At 35.3% G+C, this 18,391-nt stretch carries 18 protein-coding genes; 9 read left to right on the top strand and 9 right to left on the bottom strand.

Annotation, left to right across the window (positions count from 1 at the left end):
* From BMX49_RS05975 to BMX49_RS05965, 3 genes are all read right to left on the bottom strand, one after another.
* Positions 1–642, bottom strand: a complete 642-nt coding sequence (locus BMX49_RS05975) for a DUF4290 domain-containing protein (protein ID WP_034716863.1) — start codon at positions 640–642, stop codon at positions 1–3.
* Positions 643–1,065: 423 nt separating this feature from the next.
* On the bottom strand, positions 1,066–1,476 hold the full coding sequence (locus tag BMX49_RS05970) for a thiol-disulfide oxidoreductase DCC family protein (RefSeq protein WP_034716865.1): 411 nt from the start codon (positions 1,474–1,476) through the stop codon (positions 1,066–1,068).
* A 2-nt stretch (positions 1,477–1,478) separates the two neighbouring features.
* Positions 1,479–1,973, bottom strand: a complete 495-nt coding sequence (locus BMX49_RS05965) for a heme-binding domain-containing protein (RefSeq protein WP_034716867.1) — start codon at positions 1,971–1,973, stop codon at positions 1,479–1,481.
* Positions 1,974–2,118: 145 nt separating this feature from the next.
* Between BMX49_RS05965 and BMX49_RS05960 the strand changes: the two genes are divergently transcribed.
* The 3 genes from BMX49_RS05960 (at position 2,119) to BMX49_RS05950 (ending at position 3,407) form a co-directional block, all read left to right on the top strand.
* Positions 2,119–2,757, top strand: a complete 639-nt coding sequence (locus tag BMX49_RS05960) for a peroxiredoxin (RefSeq protein WP_034716870.1) — start codon at positions 2,119–2,121, stop codon at positions 2,755–2,757.
* Positions 2,758–2,766: 9 nt separating this feature from the next.
* Positions 2,767–3,075 carry a thioredoxin family protein gene (locus BMX49_RS05955; protein ID WP_034716873.1) on the top strand — a complete coding sequence of 103 codons (309 nt, stop codon included), beginning with the start codon at positions 2,767–2,769 and terminating at the stop codon, positions 3,073–3,075.
* Positions 3,076–3,158: 83 nt separating this feature from the next.
* Positions 3,159–3,407, top strand: coding sequence for a DUF6952 family protein (locus BMX49_RS05950; protein ID WP_034716875.1), 249 nt, complete (start codon positions 3,159–3,161; stop codon positions 3,405–3,407).
* Between the two features lie 55 nt (positions 3,408–3,462).
* On the opposite strand, the gene BMX49_RS14855 is transcribed toward BMX49_RS05950, so the two are convergent.
* From BMX49_RS14855 to uvrA, 5 genes are all read right to left on the bottom strand, one after another.
* On the bottom strand, positions 3,463–4,002 hold the full coding sequence (locus BMX49_RS14855) for a hypothetical protein (RefSeq protein ID WP_246005109.1): 540 nt from the start codon (positions 4,000–4,002) through the stop codon (positions 3,463–3,465).
* 75 nt (positions 4,003–4,077) lie between these two features.
* The gene (locus BMX49_RS05940; protein WP_034716878.1) at positions 4,078–5,649 is read right to left on the bottom strand and encodes an NAD(P)/FAD-dependent oxidoreductase; all 1,572 of its coding nucleotides are present in this window, start codon (positions 5,647–5,649) and stop codon (positions 4,078–4,080) included.
* Positions 5,650–5,753: 104 nt separating this feature from the next.
* The gene (locus BMX49_RS05935; RefSeq protein WP_034716879.1) at positions 5,754–6,251 is read right to left on the bottom strand and encodes a GNAT family N-acetyltransferase; all 498 of its coding nucleotides are present in this window, start codon (positions 6,249–6,251) and stop codon (positions 5,754–5,756) included.
* A gap of 25 nt (positions 6,252–6,276) precedes the next feature.
* Complete coding sequence (locus BMX49_RS05930; protein WP_034716881.1) at positions 6,277–6,795, bottom strand: DUF421 domain-containing protein; 519 nt, start codon at positions 6,793–6,795, stop codon at positions 6,277–6,279.
* An 86-nt stretch (positions 6,796–6,881) separates the two neighbouring features.
* Positions 6,882–9,713: an excinuclease ABC subunit UvrA gene (gene uvrA / locus BMX49_RS05925; RefSeq protein ID WP_034717447.1), complete on the bottom strand. Its 2,832-nt coding sequence runs from the start codon at positions 9,711–9,713 to the stop codon at positions 6,882–6,884.
* A gap of 184 nt (positions 9,714–9,897) precedes the next feature.
* Here uvrA and BMX49_RS05920 point away from each other — a divergent pair, with 184 nt between their 5' ends.
* The 6 genes from BMX49_RS05920 (at position 9,898) to BMX49_RS05890 (ending at position 17,350) form a co-directional block, all read left to right on the top strand.
* Positions 9,898–11,574 carry a formate--tetrahydrofolate ligase gene (locus tag BMX49_RS05920; RefSeq protein WP_034716883.1) on the top strand — a complete coding sequence of 559 codons (1,677 nt, stop codon included), beginning with the start codon at positions 9,898–9,900 and terminating at the stop codon, positions 11,572–11,574.
* A gap of 177 nt (positions 11,575–11,751) precedes the next feature.
* A complete protein-coding gene (locus BMX49_RS05915) occupies positions 11,752–13,140 on the top strand; it encodes a Gfo/Idh/MocA family protein (protein WP_177169186.1) in 1,389 nt (462 codons plus the stop codon).
* Positions 13,127–14,047: a nucleotidyltransferase family protein gene (locus BMX49_RS05910; RefSeq protein ID WP_034716885.1), complete on the top strand. Its 921-nt coding sequence runs from the start codon at positions 13,127–13,129 to the stop codon at positions 14,045–14,047. The genes BMX49_RS05915 and BMX49_RS05910 overlap by 14 nt, the downstream gene beginning before the upstream one ends.
* The gene (locus BMX49_RS05905) at positions 14,032–15,063 is read left to right on the top strand and encodes a phosphotransferase enzyme family protein (RefSeq protein ID WP_034716887.1); all 1,032 of its coding nucleotides are present in this window, start codon (positions 14,032–14,034) and stop codon (positions 15,061–15,063) included. The genes BMX49_RS05910 and BMX49_RS05905 overlap by 16 nt, the downstream gene beginning before the upstream one ends.
* A gap of 449 nt (positions 15,064–15,512) precedes the next feature.
* A complete protein-coding gene (locus tag BMX49_RS05895) occupies positions 15,513–16,880 on the top strand; it encodes a tyrosine-type recombinase/integrase (protein WP_034716891.1) in 1,368 nt (455 codons plus the stop codon).
* 8 nt (positions 16,881–16,888) lie between these two features.
* Complete coding sequence (locus BMX49_RS05890; protein ID WP_034716893.1) at positions 16,889–17,350, top strand: DUF3853 family protein; 462 nt, start codon at positions 16,889–16,891, stop codon at positions 17,348–17,350.
* Positions 17,351–17,536: 186 nt separating this feature from the next.
* Here the strand turns inward: BMX49_RS05890 and BMX49_RS05885 are convergent, their stop codons facing one another.
* Positions 17,537–18,145: a DUF6088 family protein gene (locus BMX49_RS05885; protein WP_034716896.1), complete on the bottom strand. Its 609-nt coding sequence runs from the start codon at positions 18,143–18,145 to the stop codon at positions 17,537–17,539.
* Positions 18,146–18,391: the final 246 nt, after the last annotated feature.

The following is an 18,391-nucleotide window of genomic DNA, read 5'->3' as shown; positions in this document are numbered from 1 at the left end:
TTATTTCCGGTTTTTATTATTCTGAAAATTCTTTCTGGTATTTTGGGTCTTCGGATTATTTCTCGGGTTCGATTTGTTGGTTCTATTTGTCGCGTAATAAATCTTACTTTTTTCCAAAGAATCCAGAATAGTTAGGTCCAAACGGTTTTCAGACAAATCTTTTAAATGACGGAAAATAACCTCATCCTGAACATGTTCTTTATTATAAACGTTGTAGGATTTTTTCATATTATTAGCAATCACCTGAATCAGCGCATCTTTCTCATCGCCAGCTTCCAGCTCAATCGCTTTATCAATTAACTGTAAAATACTCTTTCCGTAGAATTTAAAATCACCCTGTAATTTGGGATACTCCATTCTTTTCGGCTTCACTTTCAGTTCTTCCTGAGTCGGAATATGATAGGGAGAATCAACATCTAAATCATATTTCGATAAAATAAAAAGATGGTCCCAAAGCTTGTGTTTATAGTTTGATTCATCGCGAAGCTGCGGATTTCTTTGACCCATAAAATCTACAATAGCCACCGCCATTTCATTGCGTTCGTCTCTATCTTCAAGTTCCTTGCAACGTTCCACAAGTTGCTGTATAATTCGGCCGTATTCCGGCATTTCCAGGTGCGTTTTGCTCGTATTATATTCCATAGTTGCAAATATAAGAATTTGTTAAGGTTAATAGTTTTAGTTGTCTGAATATTTTTTTGGGCGTGCCCCTTCATTGCTATTCCTGAGCGCTGCTAGGGCTTGAAGCCCTAACAGCGCTTTCCCTTCCACTCGGGTCGGTCTTCGGCTCCCAATCTTTTTTTAGAAAGATGATATTTTAAAAGAAAATCTGATAGAAAAGGATTTCCGCCTACTTCCTCACGCAGACCCGATCAAGAATTGAAATCCATTTTAAAAACAAGATTTAGGATTTTAATGTTGAGAATTAAAATTTAAACGTGAAGCAATAGGTTTCGGCTAAAGCCACTGGAAAACCTCACTATTTAAACGGGCTAAAGCTCGTTCCTATTGAAAATGCAATTACATAAATTCGATTTTTAATCTTTCAGCGAACCAATCTATTTTCTAAGAGATAAACTTTTTCCGTTCTTCCGCAGTTGGAATTTCACAAGCCTCAGACGCCAACTTTTTTCGGTTTGCCGCTACTCGATCGTAGAAAAAATCACCCAGCGCTGTCGGTAGAAATTTTAAATAAGAAATCAGTTTATAGGTTCCACCAATAATTTCGGTAATCTTAAAAACGGCCTCCGACTTTTGCAAATAAAATCTTTCTGGTTTCCACAGATAAAGAGTATCCAGATTTTTTAATTCTAAATTTCTTTCACTCAAAAATTGTTGACCAAAATCTGATTGTAAGGAAGCAAACAGAAAATTATTTTTCGCATCTTTTTTTAAAATCCAATGAACCCAAAAATCACAGAAACCACATTCTCCATCATAGAAGACATAATATTTTGTAGAATCAACTGTACTCATTTTTAATTTTTATTAGAAGAATTTTCAAATGTATCTGGTAAATCATTCATAATTCGAACATCCTTTGAAACCAGTTTAAAATAATCTATCAGTTCTCTTTGCTCAGCCACTGTTAACTTTGCTTCAGAATGGGCAATGATATAAGAGTCCAGAGGCATTTCACTATTTTCAATCATTTCTACAGCCTCTTCCAATTTCTTTACTTGTTTTTTCTTTTGATAAGTTGCAAAAGTAGAAAAATTTAATTCTTTTCGTCCTTCTTTAATATGGTTTTCTAAAAACCAACCTAAAGGTTGAACATTAGAATACCAAGGATACTTTGAGTCATTGCTGTGACAGTCATAGCACGCATTTCTAATCAAATTGGCAGTGCTCTCAGGCGTATTTTTAATTTTTAAAAAATCTAACTGCGGCGTAGCAATTGGGTTATTCTTATTTATCGGAAAAAACTGAATCAGTATAAAAGCGACAATGATAATAATCAGTACTTTTTTCATTAGGCAAATTTTGGTTTGTGAATTTATAACATTATATTTAAATCTGAATAATCTTTCAGTGTTATAGATTTTATAAATCGAAATCAGGTTTGTGATTGATAGAAACATTGTACTTTTGCACTAGAAAACTTAAAAAAAATATATTATGTCATTAGTAGGAAACAAATTCCCCAATATCGCCATCGACGCAATGTCTGAAATGGGTGATGATTTAAAAATCAACATTTTTGAAGAAGCAACCAAAAACGAACAAAAAGTTCTTTTATTCTGGTACCCAAAAGATTTTACTTTTGTTTGCCCAACAGAATTACACGCTTTTCAAGAAGCTCTAGGTGAATTCGAAAAAAGAAATACTAAAGTAATTGGTGCTTCATGCGATACCAACGAAGTACATTTTGCTTGGCTGAATACGCCAAAAGATAACGGCGGAATAGAAGGAGTTACGTACCCAATCTTAGCAGATACGCACAGACAGTTAGCGAATATCTTAGGAATCGTAGATCAAGATTTTGATTTCGATGAAGAGGGTAACGAAGCTTACACTGGGTCTAACGTAACATATAGAGCAACTTATCTGATCGACGAGACTGGAAAAATATTCCACGAAGCGGTCAACGATATGCCATTAGGTAGAAATGTAAAAGAATTTATCAGATTAATCGACGCTTACACGCATGTACAAAAACATGGTGAAGTTTGTCCTGCAAATTGGGAAGAAGGAAAAGATGCGATGAAAGCAAACAGAACTTCGACGGCAGAATATTTAGCGTCTCAAAACAACTAAAAAAGAATTATGTATACAGAATTAGCAGAAGATACGTTGCAGCAAATCGTAGCAGACAATGATAAAGTTGTAGTGCAATACGGCGCGACGTGGTGTGGAAACTGTCGAATCATGAAACCTAAATTCAAAAAATTGGCAGCGGAAAATGAAGATATTCCTTTTCTATATGTTGATGCTGAAAAATTACCTGAAAGCAGAAAATTAGCCAAAGTAGATAATTTACCTACGTTTGCGATTTTCAGCAAAGGGGAATTGGTGAATCAAGTTCAATCGAATCAGGCAGAAAGTCTTATTAATCTTTTTAAAGAATTGAACTAATGAAATCGCCTTTATCGGTTTTCTCATGACCACCGATGAAAAGTAGGCGATAACATTTCACCATTAAAAAATAAAAATTAGAAATGAAATTACCTGTAATCAGACAGTTTTATCAAACGCAGACTGTTGAAAATTTAGAGAAAACTCTAGAAGTTATCGAAGCGTTTTCAGAATTCAGAGGAACAACTGAAGAAGATTTGAATGTCGCTGGAGAATTAATTACCAATATCTGTGGTGCCTTAGAAGTGCATGCAAATGTTGCGAACGGAATGGCAGAAAGAGATGCCCTAAATTCTTTTGCACAAAAGGTTCTGGGTTCTATCGATAAGTAGTATTTAGTAAAAGTGAAGAAGAAAGGCGGGAAAATTATTTCCCGCCTTTTTTATTTTAATCGTCATCACGATCTTTTCCTTTTTTATTGTACTTGCTGTTATTTTGCTTTTTGTACTCTTTGTATTGTCTTTTTCTTCGGTCATCATTGCGGTCATCATTATCATCATCATATTTTTTCCACTGATTATTTCTCTTATTCTGCTGACCTTTCGCATAATCCTTGGCGTTCCCCCCGTAGATTTTTTTAGCTTGTCCTGGTGGTAAATTTCTCTTATTTTGATTTGGATAGTAAACGGTTTGATTTCCGTTTTTAGATAAAATACCAGGTCTGCCATAAACATCACCAGTTTGAACTACGCGGCCATTCTGATATACATTGCCATTTCGATCTCTATAAACTTCGCCTCTTCTATAAACTTGGCCATCGTTAGCTCTGTAAACAGTTCCGTTGTTCGAACCGTTGTTTGGATAATTATTACCATTGTTTGGATAATTGTTTCCGTTGTTATTTCCGTACGGATCCTGTATCGCACCGCAAGAAGCCAGCGTTACCGCTAACCCTGCACCTAAAAGTATTTTCGATAAATTATTCATTTTATTAAATTTAAAAGTTATTAGCTGCATTTCCATTACAGTGCCAAACTAAAAAATTAATAAAATCAGTTGTCATTAGGATACAATTGATGATAAACTTTCTGCAACTTTCAAGGCACATTTCTCTCCATCAATCGCCGCAGAAATAATTCCACCCGCATAACCTGCTCCTTCGCCACAAGGATATAAACCTTTAATTTGAAGGTGCTCCAAGGAATTATGATCTCTCGGAATCCTGACTGGTGAAGAAGTTCTACTTTCCGGTGCGTGTAAAATTGCATCGTTCGTCATATAACCTTTCATCGATTTTCCAAACTCGGTAAAACCTTGACGCATAATTTGACTTAAAAAGCCTGGGAAAACTTCGCCCATTTCCACAGAAGTCGTTCCGGGAACATAAGAGGTCTTTGGAATATCTTGGGAAATTTTACTTTGGGTAAAATCAACCATTCTTTGCGCTGGTGCTTTTTGAGTTTCCCCTGCTAATCGCCAAGCTTTTTGTTCAATCGCTTTCTGAAATTCCATTCCAGCTAAGGGTCCGAATTGGTGGTAAGGTTTAAAATCTTCTAACTTCAACTCAACTACAATTCCGGAATTAGCGGTGGATTGATCTCTTTTAGAAGGTGACCAACCGTTCGTAACTATTTCTCCTGGACTTGTTGCACACGGCGCAATTACACCACCTGGACACATACAGAAAGAATACATTCCACGACCGTTCACTTGTTTCACAACGGAATAGGGCGCTGGTGGTAAATATTCGCCACGGTAATCGCACGAATACTGAATTTGATCAATCAATTCCTGTGGATGCTCCGCTCGAACTCCCAAAGCAAAAGGTTTTGCTTCAATCAAAATATTCTTTTTGTGAAGTAATTCAAAAATATCACGCGCGGAATGTCCGGTTGCTAAGATCACTTTATTCGCCGAAATGATATTTCCATTTTGAAGAACGACACCTTGTATTTCATTACTTTTAATCAGAAAATCAGTAACGCGAGTTTCAAATAAAACTTCGCCGCCACAAGCGGTAATCTTTTCCCGAATATCCTGAATGATCTGTGGCAATTTATTCGTTCCAATATGTGGATGAGCATCTACCATGATATCAGGCGTCGCTCCATAAGCAACAAAGAGCTCTAAAATCCGATCGATATCGCCACGCTTTTTGGAACGCGAATATAATTTTCCATCAGAGTACGTTCCGGCGCCACCTTCACCAAAGCAGTAATTCGAATCTTCATTCACGATTCCATCTACATTAATCGCTTTCAAATCACGACGGCGACCACGAACATCTTTTCCACGTTCTAAAACAATGGGTTTTAATCCCAATTCGATGAGTTGTAAAGCTGCAAACAATCCCGCTGGACCCGCGCCAACGACGATCACTTCTTTCTTGTTGGCAACATTGGGATAGTCTGGCAATTCAATTGTAGCAGGAATATAATCTTCATCAACTAAAAATGCATTTCCTTTAACATTAACTTTCACAGATTTTTGCCGGGCATCAAAAGAGCGTTTCAGGACGACTACTTTCTGAATATCTTTCGAACTGATTTTCAAGTTTTTTGCTACTTGTTGTGTTAACAGCTCTTCATTGGCAGCAGCTTCTGGCGATACTTGAAATTGAAATTCTTTCGGCATTGAATAAAATTAAGGAAAAGGTTTTAAAAGATTCTGATTAACTCAAATTCTTCAGTCTGCAAATTTCTGCTTTTTCTAGGCAATAAATACAAAATGACTAAAAATTAAATTCCGACCACTCTACTTCTTCGTTCTAATAAAATGATATCTCGCCACTTTCCATTCATCTCTCCTATTTTCTCGCGGATCCCGACTACTCTAAATCCATGCTTCTCGTGAATTTTTACGCTCACGAAATTCTCTGGAAAAATCCCAGCTTGTAAAGTCCAGAACTCATTTTCTTCACTATCCAGAATTAACTTTTTCATCATGACCGTTCCCAACCCTTTTCCCTGAACTGAACCATCCAAATAAATACTTACTTCAGCCACGCCTTTAAAACAATCGCGATTGCTAATCGGCTGCAAAGCACACCAGCCAACCACTTCATTATTTTCGTCTTCTAAAACAAAACGGCAAAGATTAAAATGCTTGGTGTCCCAGGCTTCCCAAGTCGGTGCCACTTTATCGAAAGTCGCATTTCCGCCGTTGATTCCTTGCTGAAATATTTCTAAAACTTTCTCACCATCTTCTGGACGCATTGGTCGTATTTCGTAATTCATTGTTTTATATCTTAAAATTTTCTGATTAATATTTATGACTTTTTCGGGGGAACTTCCGACGGTGGCGCGTGAAACTTGTAACGCTATTATCCTTATCCATTGAAATTACACTGATATTTCCATCGACTTCCAGAACCGCTAATTTCACCTCCGCTATTTTTTCAACGCCATGTTCTCGAACAGCTTCTTCAAGTTCATCAAAATCAATTTCCTGTTCCTTCATTTTAATATTATCGACGATTCCATCTTTGATTAAAATAACCGGATCAGATTCTATCAGACTTTTTATTTTAGGATTTTTAAAGATTACTTTTTTGACGATGAAATTGGCGGTAAATAAAACCAGAGCGGCAACCAAACCACCTTCTAAACTAACATTAGAACCGACCATGGCATTCTGCACCGCATTAGAAATTAAGAGAAGCAACACAATATCGCCGGCATTGAGCTGCGACAACTGATTCTTTCCGAAGATCCGAATTCCTGCAAACATAAAAAGATAAACGGCAAGACTGCGTAAAGCGACATCTAGAAAAGGATTCATCAGTTGAAGTTTAATGCTACAAAGTAAAAGAAAATAAAAAAACCGAACATCACATTCGGTTTTTGATTTTTAAAAATATTTTTCTTCTAATTTAATTCTCTTCTCAAAAACTTCGCTGTCAAAGATTTCTTCGATCTTGATACTTCCTCAGGTGTTCCCTTTGCGATAATTTCTCCACCACGGAATCCACCTTCTGGTCCGATGTCGATGATATGATCAGCCAGTTTGATGACATCTAAATTGTGTTCAATAATAATGAATGAATTTCCTAAATCGATCAATTTATTGATAGCGTCCATCAAGACTTTTACATCTTCGAAATGCAATCCTGTTGTTGGTTCATCGAGAATATACAGAGTATTTCCGGTTTGTCTTTTAGACAATTCGGTCGCCAGTTTTATTCGCTGAGCTTCTCCTCCACTCAATGTTGTCGATTGCTGACCCATGGTGATATATCCTAAACCAACATCTTGCATGGTTTTGACTCTGGCATAAATCTTTGGAATCGGCTGGAAGAATTCTGTGGCTTCATCAATGGTCATTTCTAACACATCAGAAATAGATTTTCCTTTGTAACGAACTTCTAAAGTTTCGCGGTTAAATCTTTTCCCATTACAGGTTTCACAGTGAACATAAACATCGGGTAAGAAATTCATTTCAATGACTTTTAAACCTCCACCTTGGCAAGTTTCACAACGTCCGCCTTTTACATTGAACGAAAATCGTCCTGCTTTATAACCTCGGATTTTAGACTCTGGCAGTTCTGCAAAAAGATTCCGAATATCCGTAAACATTCCTGTGTAAGTTGCAGGATTTGAACGTGGAGTTCTACCGATCGGAGTTTGATCAACATCAACAATTTTGTCGATGTTATCAATTCCATCCAATTTTTTGTACGGCAATGGATCTTTCACCGCTCTATAAAAATGCTGATTTAAAATCGGATATAAAGTTCCATTGATCAAAGAAGATTTTCCACTTCCTGAAATTCCCGTTACGACAACGAGTTTTCCAAGCGGCACTTCTAAATTCACATTTTTAAGATTATTTCCGGTCGCTCCTTTTAAAACCAATGATTTCCCATTTCCTTCTCTTCGAACCTCCGGAATTTCAATTTTCCGTTTCCCCGTCAAATAATCTGCGGTGATGGTATCAGCCTTCAATAAATCTTGAGGCTTCCCTTGCCAAAGGACTTCTCCACCAAATTTCCCAGCGCGCGGACCGATATCTAGAACCTCATCGGCTTCCATAATCATGTCTTTGTCATGTTCCACAACAATTACAGAATTCCCGATGTCCCGTAAATTTTTCAAAGAAGCGATCAATCTTTCGTTATCTCTTTGATGCAGACCAATCGAAGGTTCATCTAAAATATAAAGTACATTTACGAGTTGTGAACCGATCTGCGTAGCCAAACGAATCCGTTGAGATTCGCCACCAGAAAGCGTTCTTGAACTTCGGCTCAAACTCAAATAATCTAAACCAACATCGAGCAAAAACTGCAATCTGGTTTTGATTTCTTTTAGAATTTCGTGCGCAATGATTTTATTGTTCTTATTGAATTTATCTTCAACCTGAATCAACCATTCCTTCAAATCAAGTAGAGACAATGCATTGATTTCCGCAATGTTTTTGCCATCGATTTTAAAACTTAAACTAGAAGGTTGCAAACGAGTTCCATGACATTCCGGACAAGTTTCTTCCGTCGTGAAATGCCGCTCTAACAAAGTCGCTTCGTAACTTTCTTTATCATCGATCATTTCGTTAATCGACGCCACTAAACCATCAAAATTAACTTTGATTTTCTTATTGATTCCGGCATGCTTTAAATCTTTATTGATTTCTTTATGACAGCCATTGTAAATAAAATCCAGCGCCTCTTTTGGAATATCTTTCATCGGCGTGGCTAAAGTAAGGCCGTAGATTTCTAGAATATTTTTAATTTGACCCAAAATCCATTTGTTGGATTTAATATCTTCTAACGGAAGTAAACCACCTTGATTAATCGACAGTTTCGGGTTTTCAACGAAATAGTCCGTGTTTACTTTCTTTACAGTACCCAAACCTTTGCAATAAGGACAACTGCCTTTCGGAGAGTTAAACGAAAACGTATTCGGTTCTGGTAAAGCCAATGAATATCCCGTATCGGCATCCATTAGATTTTTAGAAAAATATTCAATATTCTTACTTTCTAATCTTTGAATTCCAATCACTCCTTCGCCCATGTTCAAAGCAGTTTTTAGTGACTGCTCCATTCTAGCTTCCGAAGCACTTTCACCGATAATCCAACGATCAATAACGATATCAATATCGTGCATTTTATATCGATCGAGTTTTAAATCGTATTCAATACTTTGAATCTCGTCGTCAATTCTCGCCTGACCATATCCTTTCTTGGCCATTTGCACAAACAGCTCGTGGTAGTGACCTTTTCGGGAACTGACGACTGGCGCCAACAACATTACTTTTTCTCCTTTGTAATTATTTTTGACGGCCTCTAAAATCTGCTCCCCGGTGTAACTAACTAATCTTTGTCCGGTCGTTAAAGAATAAGCATCTGAAACTCGGGCAAAAAGCAGCCGTAAAAAGTCATACAATTCCGTCACGGTTCCAACGGTCGACCGTGGATTTTTATTGGTCGTCTTCTGTTCGATGGCAATCACTGGAGAAAGGCCATCGATTTTATCAACATCAGGTCTTTCTAAACCGCCTAAAAATTGTCTGGCATACGCCGAAAAAGTTTCGATATATCTTCGCTGACCTTCGGCAAAGATAGTATCGAAGGCCAAAGACGATTTCCCACTGCCTGAAAGTCCGGTGATTACAACCAGTTCATTGCGGGGAATTTTAACATCGATATTTTTTAAATTATGTTCACGAGCGCCGTAAACTTCTATATATTCTTTCTGATCTTTCATTTGTAAATGTTCCAAAATTTCAATTTTTGGAATTCTGCAAAAATACGGATTTTTTATAGTATAATAAATTAAGAGTTTTAATTTGTGATCTACACAAAGCTTTTAATAGTGACATAACGCACGACCAAAAATTTTCTTTAAAAGTTGATTTTCATTAAATTTACTTTATTAAAAACATTAAAATATGAGTTTCCCCACCGATCTAGAAATTGCAGAATCTGCGAATATTCAATTGATCAAGAACATTGCTGATAAAGTAGGAATCGATCATGATGACTTAGAATATTACGGAAAGTACAAAGCCAAGATTCCTTTACATTACATTGATGAAGAAAAGATTAAAAAAGCGAAACTAATTTTAGTTACTGCCATTAATCCGACTCCCGCTGGTGAAGGAAAAACCACGGTTTCTGTTGGTTTAAATGACGGTTTATGTAAGATTGGTAAAAAATCGATTGCGGTTTTAAGAGAACCTTCGCTTGGTCCAGTTTTCGGAGTCAAAGGTGGCGCGGCTGGTGGTGGTTATGCACAACTCATTCCGATGGTTGATATCAATCTTCATTTTACGGGAGATTTTTCAGCCATTGAAAAAGCCAATAATTTACTTTCTGCTTTAATCGATAATAATTTACAGAATAAAAAATTCACTTTAAATATTGATTCAAGAACAATTACGTGGAAAAGAGTGATGGACATGAATGACCGTTCCCTTCGACATATTGTGGTTGGATTAGGAGGTTCTACTAATGGAATTACGCGCGAAGAAGGTTTCAACATTACACCCGCAAGTGAAGTAATGGCAATATTATGTTTGAGCAGTGATTTCGAAGATTTGAAAAATCGGTTAGGAAATATATTTGTCGGTTTTACTTTTGATAAACAACCAGTTTTCGCCAGAGATTTGAAAGCTGAAAATGCGATGGCCATTTTATTAAAAGATGCCATTAAACCGAATCTGGTTCAAACTTTAGAAGGCAATCCAGCGATTCTTCATGGCGGACCATTTGCGAATATCGCCCAAGGAACCAATACCATTATCGCCACAAAAACTGGACTTTCATTAGCAGATTATGTCGTGACCGAAGCAGGATTCGGTGCTGATTTAGGTGCTGAGAAATTCCTGCATATAAAGTGTCATTACGGAAAAATGAAACCTGATGCATATGTAATTGTCGCGACGATTCGGGCTTTGCGTTATCACGGTGGCGCGAAAAAAGGTGAATACGAAATTCCGAATTTATCGTTCCTAAAAAATGGATTTGAAAATTTAGAAAAACATATTGAAAACGGAGTTAAGTTTGGCTTCAAACCAATAGTGGCAATCAACCATTTTGCCACGGACTCCCAGGAGGAAATTGATTACATTATCAGCGAATGTGAAAAATTAAAAGTGAAAGCAATTCTGGCCGACGAATTTACAAAAGGTGGAGCCGGGATGACTGAACTGGCGGAAGAAGTTGTTCGGTGTGCGGAATATTGTGGCAACGATTTCCAACCTTTGTATCATGTGGAAGATTCTGTTGAACATAAAATTAAAACCATTGCGAAAGAAGTTTACGGCGCAGAAAGTGTGGTTTATTCCCAAAAAGCAAAAAATCAATTGAAGACAATTTATGATTTAGGTTTTGATAAAGTTCCGATCTGTATGGCCAAAACACCGAAGTCTTTAACCGACGATGAAACGAAAATCGGACGACCAACTAATTTTAAAATTACGGTTCGTGAATTTGAATTTGCCGCTGGAGCAGGATTCATTATTCCGATTTTGGGTGATATGATGAGAATGCCTGGTTTGCCGAGTATTCCCGCTGCAGAAGGAATGTTCATTGATAAAAACGGAAAAATAACGGGCTTGAGTTAAACTTAAAATTAGATAGATGATTCGCCAATTTCTTTAAATATTATATAAAGGAATTGGCGATTTTTTTTAAAATAAATCAACTACCGATAAATAAGATTATAGCAGTTAAAAGTACTTATGTGATTCCCTCCAATCTCCAAATTTTTTTTAAGTTTGTAACAAGTAAAAAATGAAATTATGGATCATATCAGTCGAAAGAACTTTCTAAGAATGTCTGCTTTAGGATTTGGTGCACTCATCGTTCCCAATTCCTTATTCGCCTATGAAGGCCGTGAACCCTTCGCAAAAAAAGTACGTGTTGGTTTAATTGGAGTTGGAATGCGTGGACAAAACCACCTCGATGTTCTTGCGAAACGAGACGATGTCGAAATTGTTGCTTTCGCTGATCCTCAAAAAATAATGCTGAAAGGAGCACAAGATATTTTGGTTAAAAGCGGAAGACCTCAAGCCAAAGAATTTTCTGACGGAGATTACGATTACCGAAATCTTTTAAAGATGAAAAATCTAGATGCGGTGATAATTTCCACGCCTTGGGAATGGCATAAAATTCAGGGAATCGAATCCATGAAAGCCAAGAAAATTGTGGGCATGGAAGTTGGTGGAGCGCTAAAACTACAAGACTGCTGGGATTATGTTGAAGCCTACGAAGAAACAAAAGTTCCAATTTTCGCGATGGAGAACGTTTGTTATCGAAGAGATGTCATGGCGATTTTAAATATGGTTCGAAAAGGAATGTTCGGCGAATTGATCCATGGACAAGGCGGTTATCTTCACGATTTAAGAGGTGTTTTATTTAATGATGGTGTAACTCCTTATAATTCTGGCGTTGAGTTTGGCGAAAAAGGATTCAGTGAAGCGCAATGGAGAACGGAACATAATATCAAAAGAAATGGCGAATTATATCCAACCCACGGAATTGGTCCAGTTGGAATTATGTTCGATGTGAACCGTGGAAACCGACTCACGAGATTGTCTTCTTTTTCCAGCAAAGCCAGAGGTTTGCATAACTATATCGTGAACCATCCAAAAGGTGGAGAAGATCATCCAAATGCAAAAATTGAATTCAAAATGGGCGACGTGGTGACGACTCAAATTGCTTGCTCAAATGGAGAAACTATTTTACTAACCCATGATACAAGCTTGCAACGACCTTATAATCTCGGTTTCAAAGTTCAGGGAACGAGAGGGATTTGGCAGGATTTCGGCTCGGGCGGATTTAGTCAGGGACATATTTATTTTGAAGGATTGATGAATCATTCGCATAAATGGGACAATAGCGAAAAATGGTTGAAAGAAAACGATCATCCACTTTGGACGAACTACGAATCGAAAACTGCAGGCGCCGGACATGGCGGTATGGATTTCTTCGTGATCAATACTTTTATCGAATGTATCAAACGAAATGTAGAATTCCCGATGGACGTTTATGATTTGGCAACCTGGTATGCAATCACGCCATTGAGTGAAGAATCAATTGCGAAAAATACGGTCGTAGAAATCCCAGATTTCACCAAAGGAAAATGGAAAACCAGAAAACCAGTATTCGGATTTGATGGAGAATTCTAAAAAATCAATCGTCATTTTAGCGGGCGGTTTAGGCAGTCGCTATCAAGGTTTAAAACAAATTGATGGCATTTTGCCAAACAACGCAACCTTGCTCGAATATTCTATTTTCGATGCTATAAAAGCGGGGTTCAACAAAATAGTTTTCATTATTAATGAATCGATTACGGAAAGTTACATTGAAAGACTTTCAGGAATTCTTAGTTCTAAAAATGTAGGATTTCACTGGATTATTCAGGATAAAAAAGACTTTGTTTCTGATGATAACTTACTAAAACAGAGAACAAAACCTTGGGGGACTGCTCATGCGGTATTGTGTGCTGAAAAAGTAGTGAGAGAAAATTTCGTCGTCATTAATGCTGATGATTATTACGGATCTGAGGTTTATAAAATTGCTGCAACATTAATTGATGAAGGAAAAATTAATGCTAATAATTATGCGGCAATTCTTTATCCTTTAAAAAATACGTTGAGCAAAAATGGAAGTGTTTCGCGCGGAAAATGTGTAGTTAATGACGAAAATAAATTGGTTTCAATTCATGAACTGACAAATATTTTTGAAGAAGAAAACTCTATATTTTACAGTGACAAAGAAAACGTCAAACACGATTTAGCACCAAATATTTTAGTTTCGATGAATTTCTGGATTTTGAATCCATCTATTTTCAATTATTTGAAAATGGACTTTACTCAATTCATTAACAAGCAACCTGAAAAAACTGCCGAAATTTATTTGCCTGCGGTGATTGATTCTTTAATTCAAAATAAAGCAGTAGAAGTTTCTGTTGAAGTTTCGCCAGAACAATGGAAAGGTGTAACCTACGCGGAAGACAAAGCCGAACTTCAGGAATTTTTAAAGCAGAAAATTAAGGATAACATTTATACCGAAGATTTATGGATCCAAAAATAATAGTCGAACATTTTTTAGGTTCAGTAGAAATATTGTCAATAACTCCGATTGAGAATGGTTTGATCAATAATACCTATCTGGTAGAAACGGCGGACAAAAAATTCATTTTACAGAAAATCACTACCCAGATTTTTAAAAATCCAAAAGGAATTCAAAAAAATCATTTGAAGATTAATGAAGTTTTAGAAAAATCGGATTATTCAAGAAAGACGGTGAAATTAATTCCGACTTTATCGAATGATTTGCTTTTGGAACAGAATAATGAAGCCTGGAGAATGTTGGAATATCTGGAAAAATCGGTTACTTTTTTAAAACCTTCTTCTACGGAAATTGCTTTTGAAGCCACAAAATGTTTGAGTGAGTTTTATAAAATCATCAATCATGAAACAATCGTTTTAGAGGAAACACTTCCGGATTTTATTAATTTTGAAAAGCGGATTACTGATTTTAAAACGGCATTAAAGCAGAAAACTGTAAGAAAGAAAATAGCGGAAAATGAAATCAATTTTATTTTGGACCATCTCTCCCTTCCGGATAAATGGATTGAATTGCAGAACAATAATTCTTTACCAATTCGAGTTATTCACGCAGATCCAAAAATCAGTAATATTCTTTTCAACAAAGAAAATAAAGCGATTGCTGTGATTGATTTGGATACCATGATGAATGGAACGATTCTTTACGATTTTGGCGATATGATTCGTTCTTACACGAATAATACTGACGAAGACGATGGTTCTATGAAAGAAAATTTTAATTCTGAAACTTTTGCTGCGGTAAAAGAGGGATTTCTATTTTATTTAAAAGATACTTTAAGTCCAATCGAATTAGAAAATCTGGATTATGCAGCACAATTGATTATTTATATTCAGGCGGTTCGTTTTCTGACGGATTATCTTAATCAAGATATTTATTATTCTGTAAAATATGATTCCCAGAATTTAGATCGAACGAAGAATCAGATTAATTTGTTGAAAGGATTGAAACTTTTTCTCGGTACTACGGGAATACTTTAAAATAAAAACTGTCAATCTTTTTACCGCAAAACGGACAAAAGATAAATCTGAAATTTAGATTGTCAAAAGAATACATAAGAAAAGTCTTATTCTATAGAGCTTTTGCAACCTTGTGAATTGATTCTAAATAAAACTTTTGCCTCTTTTGCGGTTTTAAAAGAATATTCAAATTCTCCGCAAAGTTTTTCTAATACCGGTAATTGCGCCCTCTCGTCTTGCAGGACGAGAGAAATGTGCGCCAAAAAAAAGCATAAAAAAACCACCTATTCAAAAATAAGTGGTTGTGGAGGATATCGCCCCACTTTTGCGGTATTTAATGAAATTTAACGAAATCGAAAATAATTATATTATTGATTATCAGCATTTTAAAGAATTTGTATTTTTAACATTTTCATACTATTTCATTTAATTATACATTTACAAGACAAATTTTTACAACTTGTCTTGCGATGTCAACACTCCATTATAAATACAGATCTACAAAAAATAAAGGCTATTTAACCGTGCGATTTCAGTATAGGATTGACTTTGGCGAAAAATCAAAAGATATCTACTTTGACGCACTTTTAGAAGATAGAAGATTTTTTGTTGACAAAGAGTACTTTTGCAAGACATATAAAGACCCGATTTTAAGAGAAAAGGAAAAAAACTCTAAAAATTTAGATAAAAGAAAGGTAGCTTCAGATTTAGATGCAGAAGAAAATACCATCAGAAACTTAGTGATAGATCAATTTAGAGCGATTGAAAACCCAGAAACGTTAACCAAAGAATGGTTTAAGGATATCATCAGCGAATATTTACATCCAGGCTTCAAAAAGAAGAAATATCAAGTAAAAATAGTAGGAAACAATCTTATTGCAGTTCTTGATCATTATAAAAATTACAAATCTAATTTGGCTCCAAATACTGTAAAGAAAATGGGCGTTGTTAAAAGTAAATTGGAGCGATATGAAAATGATCTAAACATCAAATTAAAAGTTACGGATATAAATACCAATTTTCGAGATGAATTTATAAAATGGTCAAATGAGAAACAATACGCTTCTGGGACAATCTCTCGAGATCTTACTTTTTTACGTACGATCTGTTACTACGCCTCTAGCGAACTTGACTTAGAAATTTTTGACAAACTTGAACGTGTAAAATACAAGTTAGAAAAAATAAAAAATCCTTTCACAGATAATCGTGACAATCCTGAGGAAATTTTGGAAGCTTACCTAACGCCTGACGAAATAGAAGAGATTGAAAAGAATAATGATTTACCAGAATATTTGGACAATGCGCGAGATTTATTCCTAATTGGTTATGAAACTGGTCAAAGAATTTCTGATTATTTACGGTTCGATAAAAAAATGCTCAAAACGATCAATGGTGTTACTCTTATCAATTTCATACAGAAAAAAACACGAAAGCAAATGCTTTTACCTTTGAGCAGTAGAGTTTTAAGAATACTTGAGAAGAGAAATGGTGATTTTCCGCGAAGAATTTCTGATCAAAAATTCAATGATTATATTAAACTTGTTTGTGAAAAATCAAAAATTACACAAACAATTTTAGGAGTAAAAAGAATAAAAGTATTAGTAGATCCAAAAGATGAAGAAAGTGGAATATGGCGTGGAGTTCCAGGCTATTATCCAAAGAAAGATTTAATTGCAGGACATACAGCCCGTAGAAGCTTCTGCACCAATCACTATGGAATTTGGCCAACCTCCGATATTATGTATTTCAGTGGACATAGCACCGAAGCTATGTTGTTACAATATATAAAAGCCAAACCAATTGAAAGAGCTTTGCAAATATTTAAAAATCTTAAATAAATACTTTCATGAAAGCATTCGACGGTTTGAATAGTGAGATTATCGAGTTAATAAGAACATTAGATAATAAAGAGATTACCAATATTCAAAATTATTTATCTGATAAAACTTTGTCCAAAAAATACATTTCAGTTTTAAAAAGTGAATGCAATAAAATGGCGCCTCTTGAAGCAATTTCTTATCTCTTTAGAACAACAAAAAAGCAAGTCTTCATCATTAAAAAAGTTAAGGGAATAAAGGGTTTAGCTACTCTTCTCAACGTAAGTGTAAAAACCGCGCAAAAATTAAAAAATTCGGGAATTATCGACCAAGCAATTATTTTTGAAAAACATAAGTTATATTTTGATGAAGATGAAATTTTGAAAATTTGTCTACCAAAAATCCTATGCTGGAAATCTTTTAAATTTAGAAAAGACGTTGATCAAAAATACATCAGCTTGTGGGAAAATAGACCCTATCCAAAAATATGAAAAAACCTTAAGATATATTTAAACAAAGAGAAGCCATTTCACTTTGAATTTTCATCAACAATCGTATATTCTTGCATGGTTTTATAATCTGCTTCCCACCATTTCAAAACTTTTCTATTGTAAAATTATGTAAATCTATTGTGATACAGATTAGTTTTAAAATCTGAAACTTGTTTTTTTTCTAAATTAATCAATATCTTTTTGATAAAGGTTCGTTATTTGTTTTTGAATCCAAACAGCAGCATATCTTAACTGTGATTCTACGACAGTTTTTTCTAATTGCTGAACCGCATTTTTAATCTGCTTTAAAAATAGTTCTGAAATATCTTTTTGCCCTACCTCTTTGAATGACTGAACAATTAAATGCAGCAATTCATCTTTAATCGCAAAACTTTTAGGGACTGTTTTCTTAAATTTAATCGTGCGTTTTCCAATCTTGATTTCTCGTTGAGAACCATCTGTTAAATACACTGCTTTTAAAGGAATTTGAGTCGTTAAACCTAATAGATACAATGCCATAACACCTGTAGGTGCAATTCTCGCTTTATCTCGTTTTGCAATTTCTTTGGCTACTTCTTCAATATTAGGATAAATTGTTCCTAACAGCGCATCTTTTTTGGGTTTCAAATAAATACCTTGCGCCAATCGATACAAAATATCTTCTTTCTCCAAACGTGAAAGCACCTGACGAATATTTTCAGATGAACCGTAATTTGAGAAATCATCAGCGAAAAAAATTTCGCCACGTGAAGATTTTAAAATCTTTGTTTCTATTTGACTTTTAGATGTTTTCATTGCTATTTAAAAATAAATCTGTCACAAATTTAGTAAATATTTGTGACAAAATTCTTCTGTGCTCGAGTTTAGATTCGGTGTAATTAATTTTAATTTTTGTATTTGATAAAAATCATTTACATCCAACCTGTTCGGTTTGAGAACTTGTGTATAATTTTAATGACAAAAATATAGTCCTGATGAAAACATTTAATCGAAAACTAATCATCATTTTATATTTTCATATTCTCTCCATCTGGTGTTTCG

This window comes from Kaistella antarctica (assembly GCF_900109615.1).
GTDB classification, from domain to species: domain Bacteria; phylum Bacteroidota; class Bacteroidia; order Flavobacteriales; family Weeksellaceae; genus Kaistella; species Kaistella antarctica.
Note: the sequence above shows the minus strand (reverse complement) of the source record. Positions and strands in the feature narration are given on the sequence as shown.

Bases quoted from the DNA above. Each gene is read 5' to 3' on its own strand.
- BMX49_RS05975 (WP_034716863.1), bottom strand. From the start codon at position 642: ATGGAATATAATACGAGCAAAACGCACCTGGAAATGCCGGAATACGGC.
- BMX49_RS05970 (WP_034716865.1), bottom strand. From the start codon at position 1,476: ATGAGTACAGTTGATTCTACAAAATATTATGTCTTCTATGATGGAGAA.
- BMX49_RS05965 (WP_034716867.1), bottom strand. From the start codon at position 1,973: ATGAAAAAAGTACTGATTATTATCATTGTCGCTTTTATACTGATTCAG.
- BMX49_RS05960 (WP_034716870.1), top strand. From the start codon at position 2,119: ATGTCATTAGTAGGAAACAAATTCCCCAATATCGCCATCGACGCAATG.
- BMX49_RS05955 (WP_034716873.1), top strand. From the start codon at position 2,767: ATGTATACAGAATTAGCAGAAGATACGTTGCAGCAAATCGTAGCAGAC.
- BMX49_RS05950 (WP_034716875.1), top strand. From the start codon at position 3,159: ATGAAATTACCTGTAATCAGACAGTTTTATCAAACGCAGACTGTTGAA.
- BMX49_RS14855 (WP_246005109.1), bottom strand. From the start codon at position 4,002: ATGAATAATTTATCGAAAATACTTTTAGGTGCAGGGTTAGCGGTAACG.
- BMX49_RS05940 (WP_034716878.1), bottom strand. From the start codon at position 5,649: ATGCCGAAAGAATTTCAATTTCAAGTATCGCCAGAAGCTGCTGCCAAT.
- BMX49_RS05935 (WP_034716879.1), bottom strand. From the start codon at position 6,251: ATGAATTACGAAATACGACCAATGCGTCCAGAAGATGGTGAGAAAGTT.
- BMX49_RS05930 (WP_034716881.1), bottom strand. From the start codon at position 6,795: ATGAATCCTTTTCTAGATGTCGCTTTACGCAGTCTTGCCGTTTATCTT.
- uvrA (WP_034717447.1), bottom strand. From the start codon at position 9,713: ATGAAAGATCAGAAAGAATATATAGAAGTTTACGGCGCTCGTGAACAT.
- BMX49_RS05920 (WP_034716883.1), top strand. From the start codon at position 9,898: ATGAGTTTCCCCACCGATCTAGAAATTGCAGAATCTGCGAATATTCAA.
- BMX49_RS05915 (WP_177169186.1), top strand. From the start codon at position 11,752: ATGGATCATATCAGTCGAAAGAACTTTCTAAGAATGTCTGCTTTAGGA.
- BMX49_RS05910 (WP_034716885.1), top strand. From the start codon at position 13,127: ATGGAGAATTCTAAAAAATCAATCGTCATTTTAGCGGGCGGTTTAGGC.
- BMX49_RS05905 (WP_034716887.1), top strand. From the start codon at position 14,032: ATGGATCCAAAAATAATAGTCGAACATTTTTTAGGTTCAGTAGAAATA.
- BMX49_RS05895 (WP_034716891.1), top strand. From the start codon at position 15,513: ATGTCAACACTCCATTATAAATACAGATCTACAAAAAATAAAGGCTAT.
- BMX49_RS05890 (WP_034716893.1), top strand. From the start codon at position 16,889: ATGAAAGCATTCGACGGTTTGAATAGTGAGATTATCGAGTTAATAAGA.
- BMX49_RS05885 (WP_034716896.1), bottom strand. From the start codon at position 18,145: ATGAAAACATCTAAAAGTCAAATAGAAACAAAGATTTTAAAATCTTCA.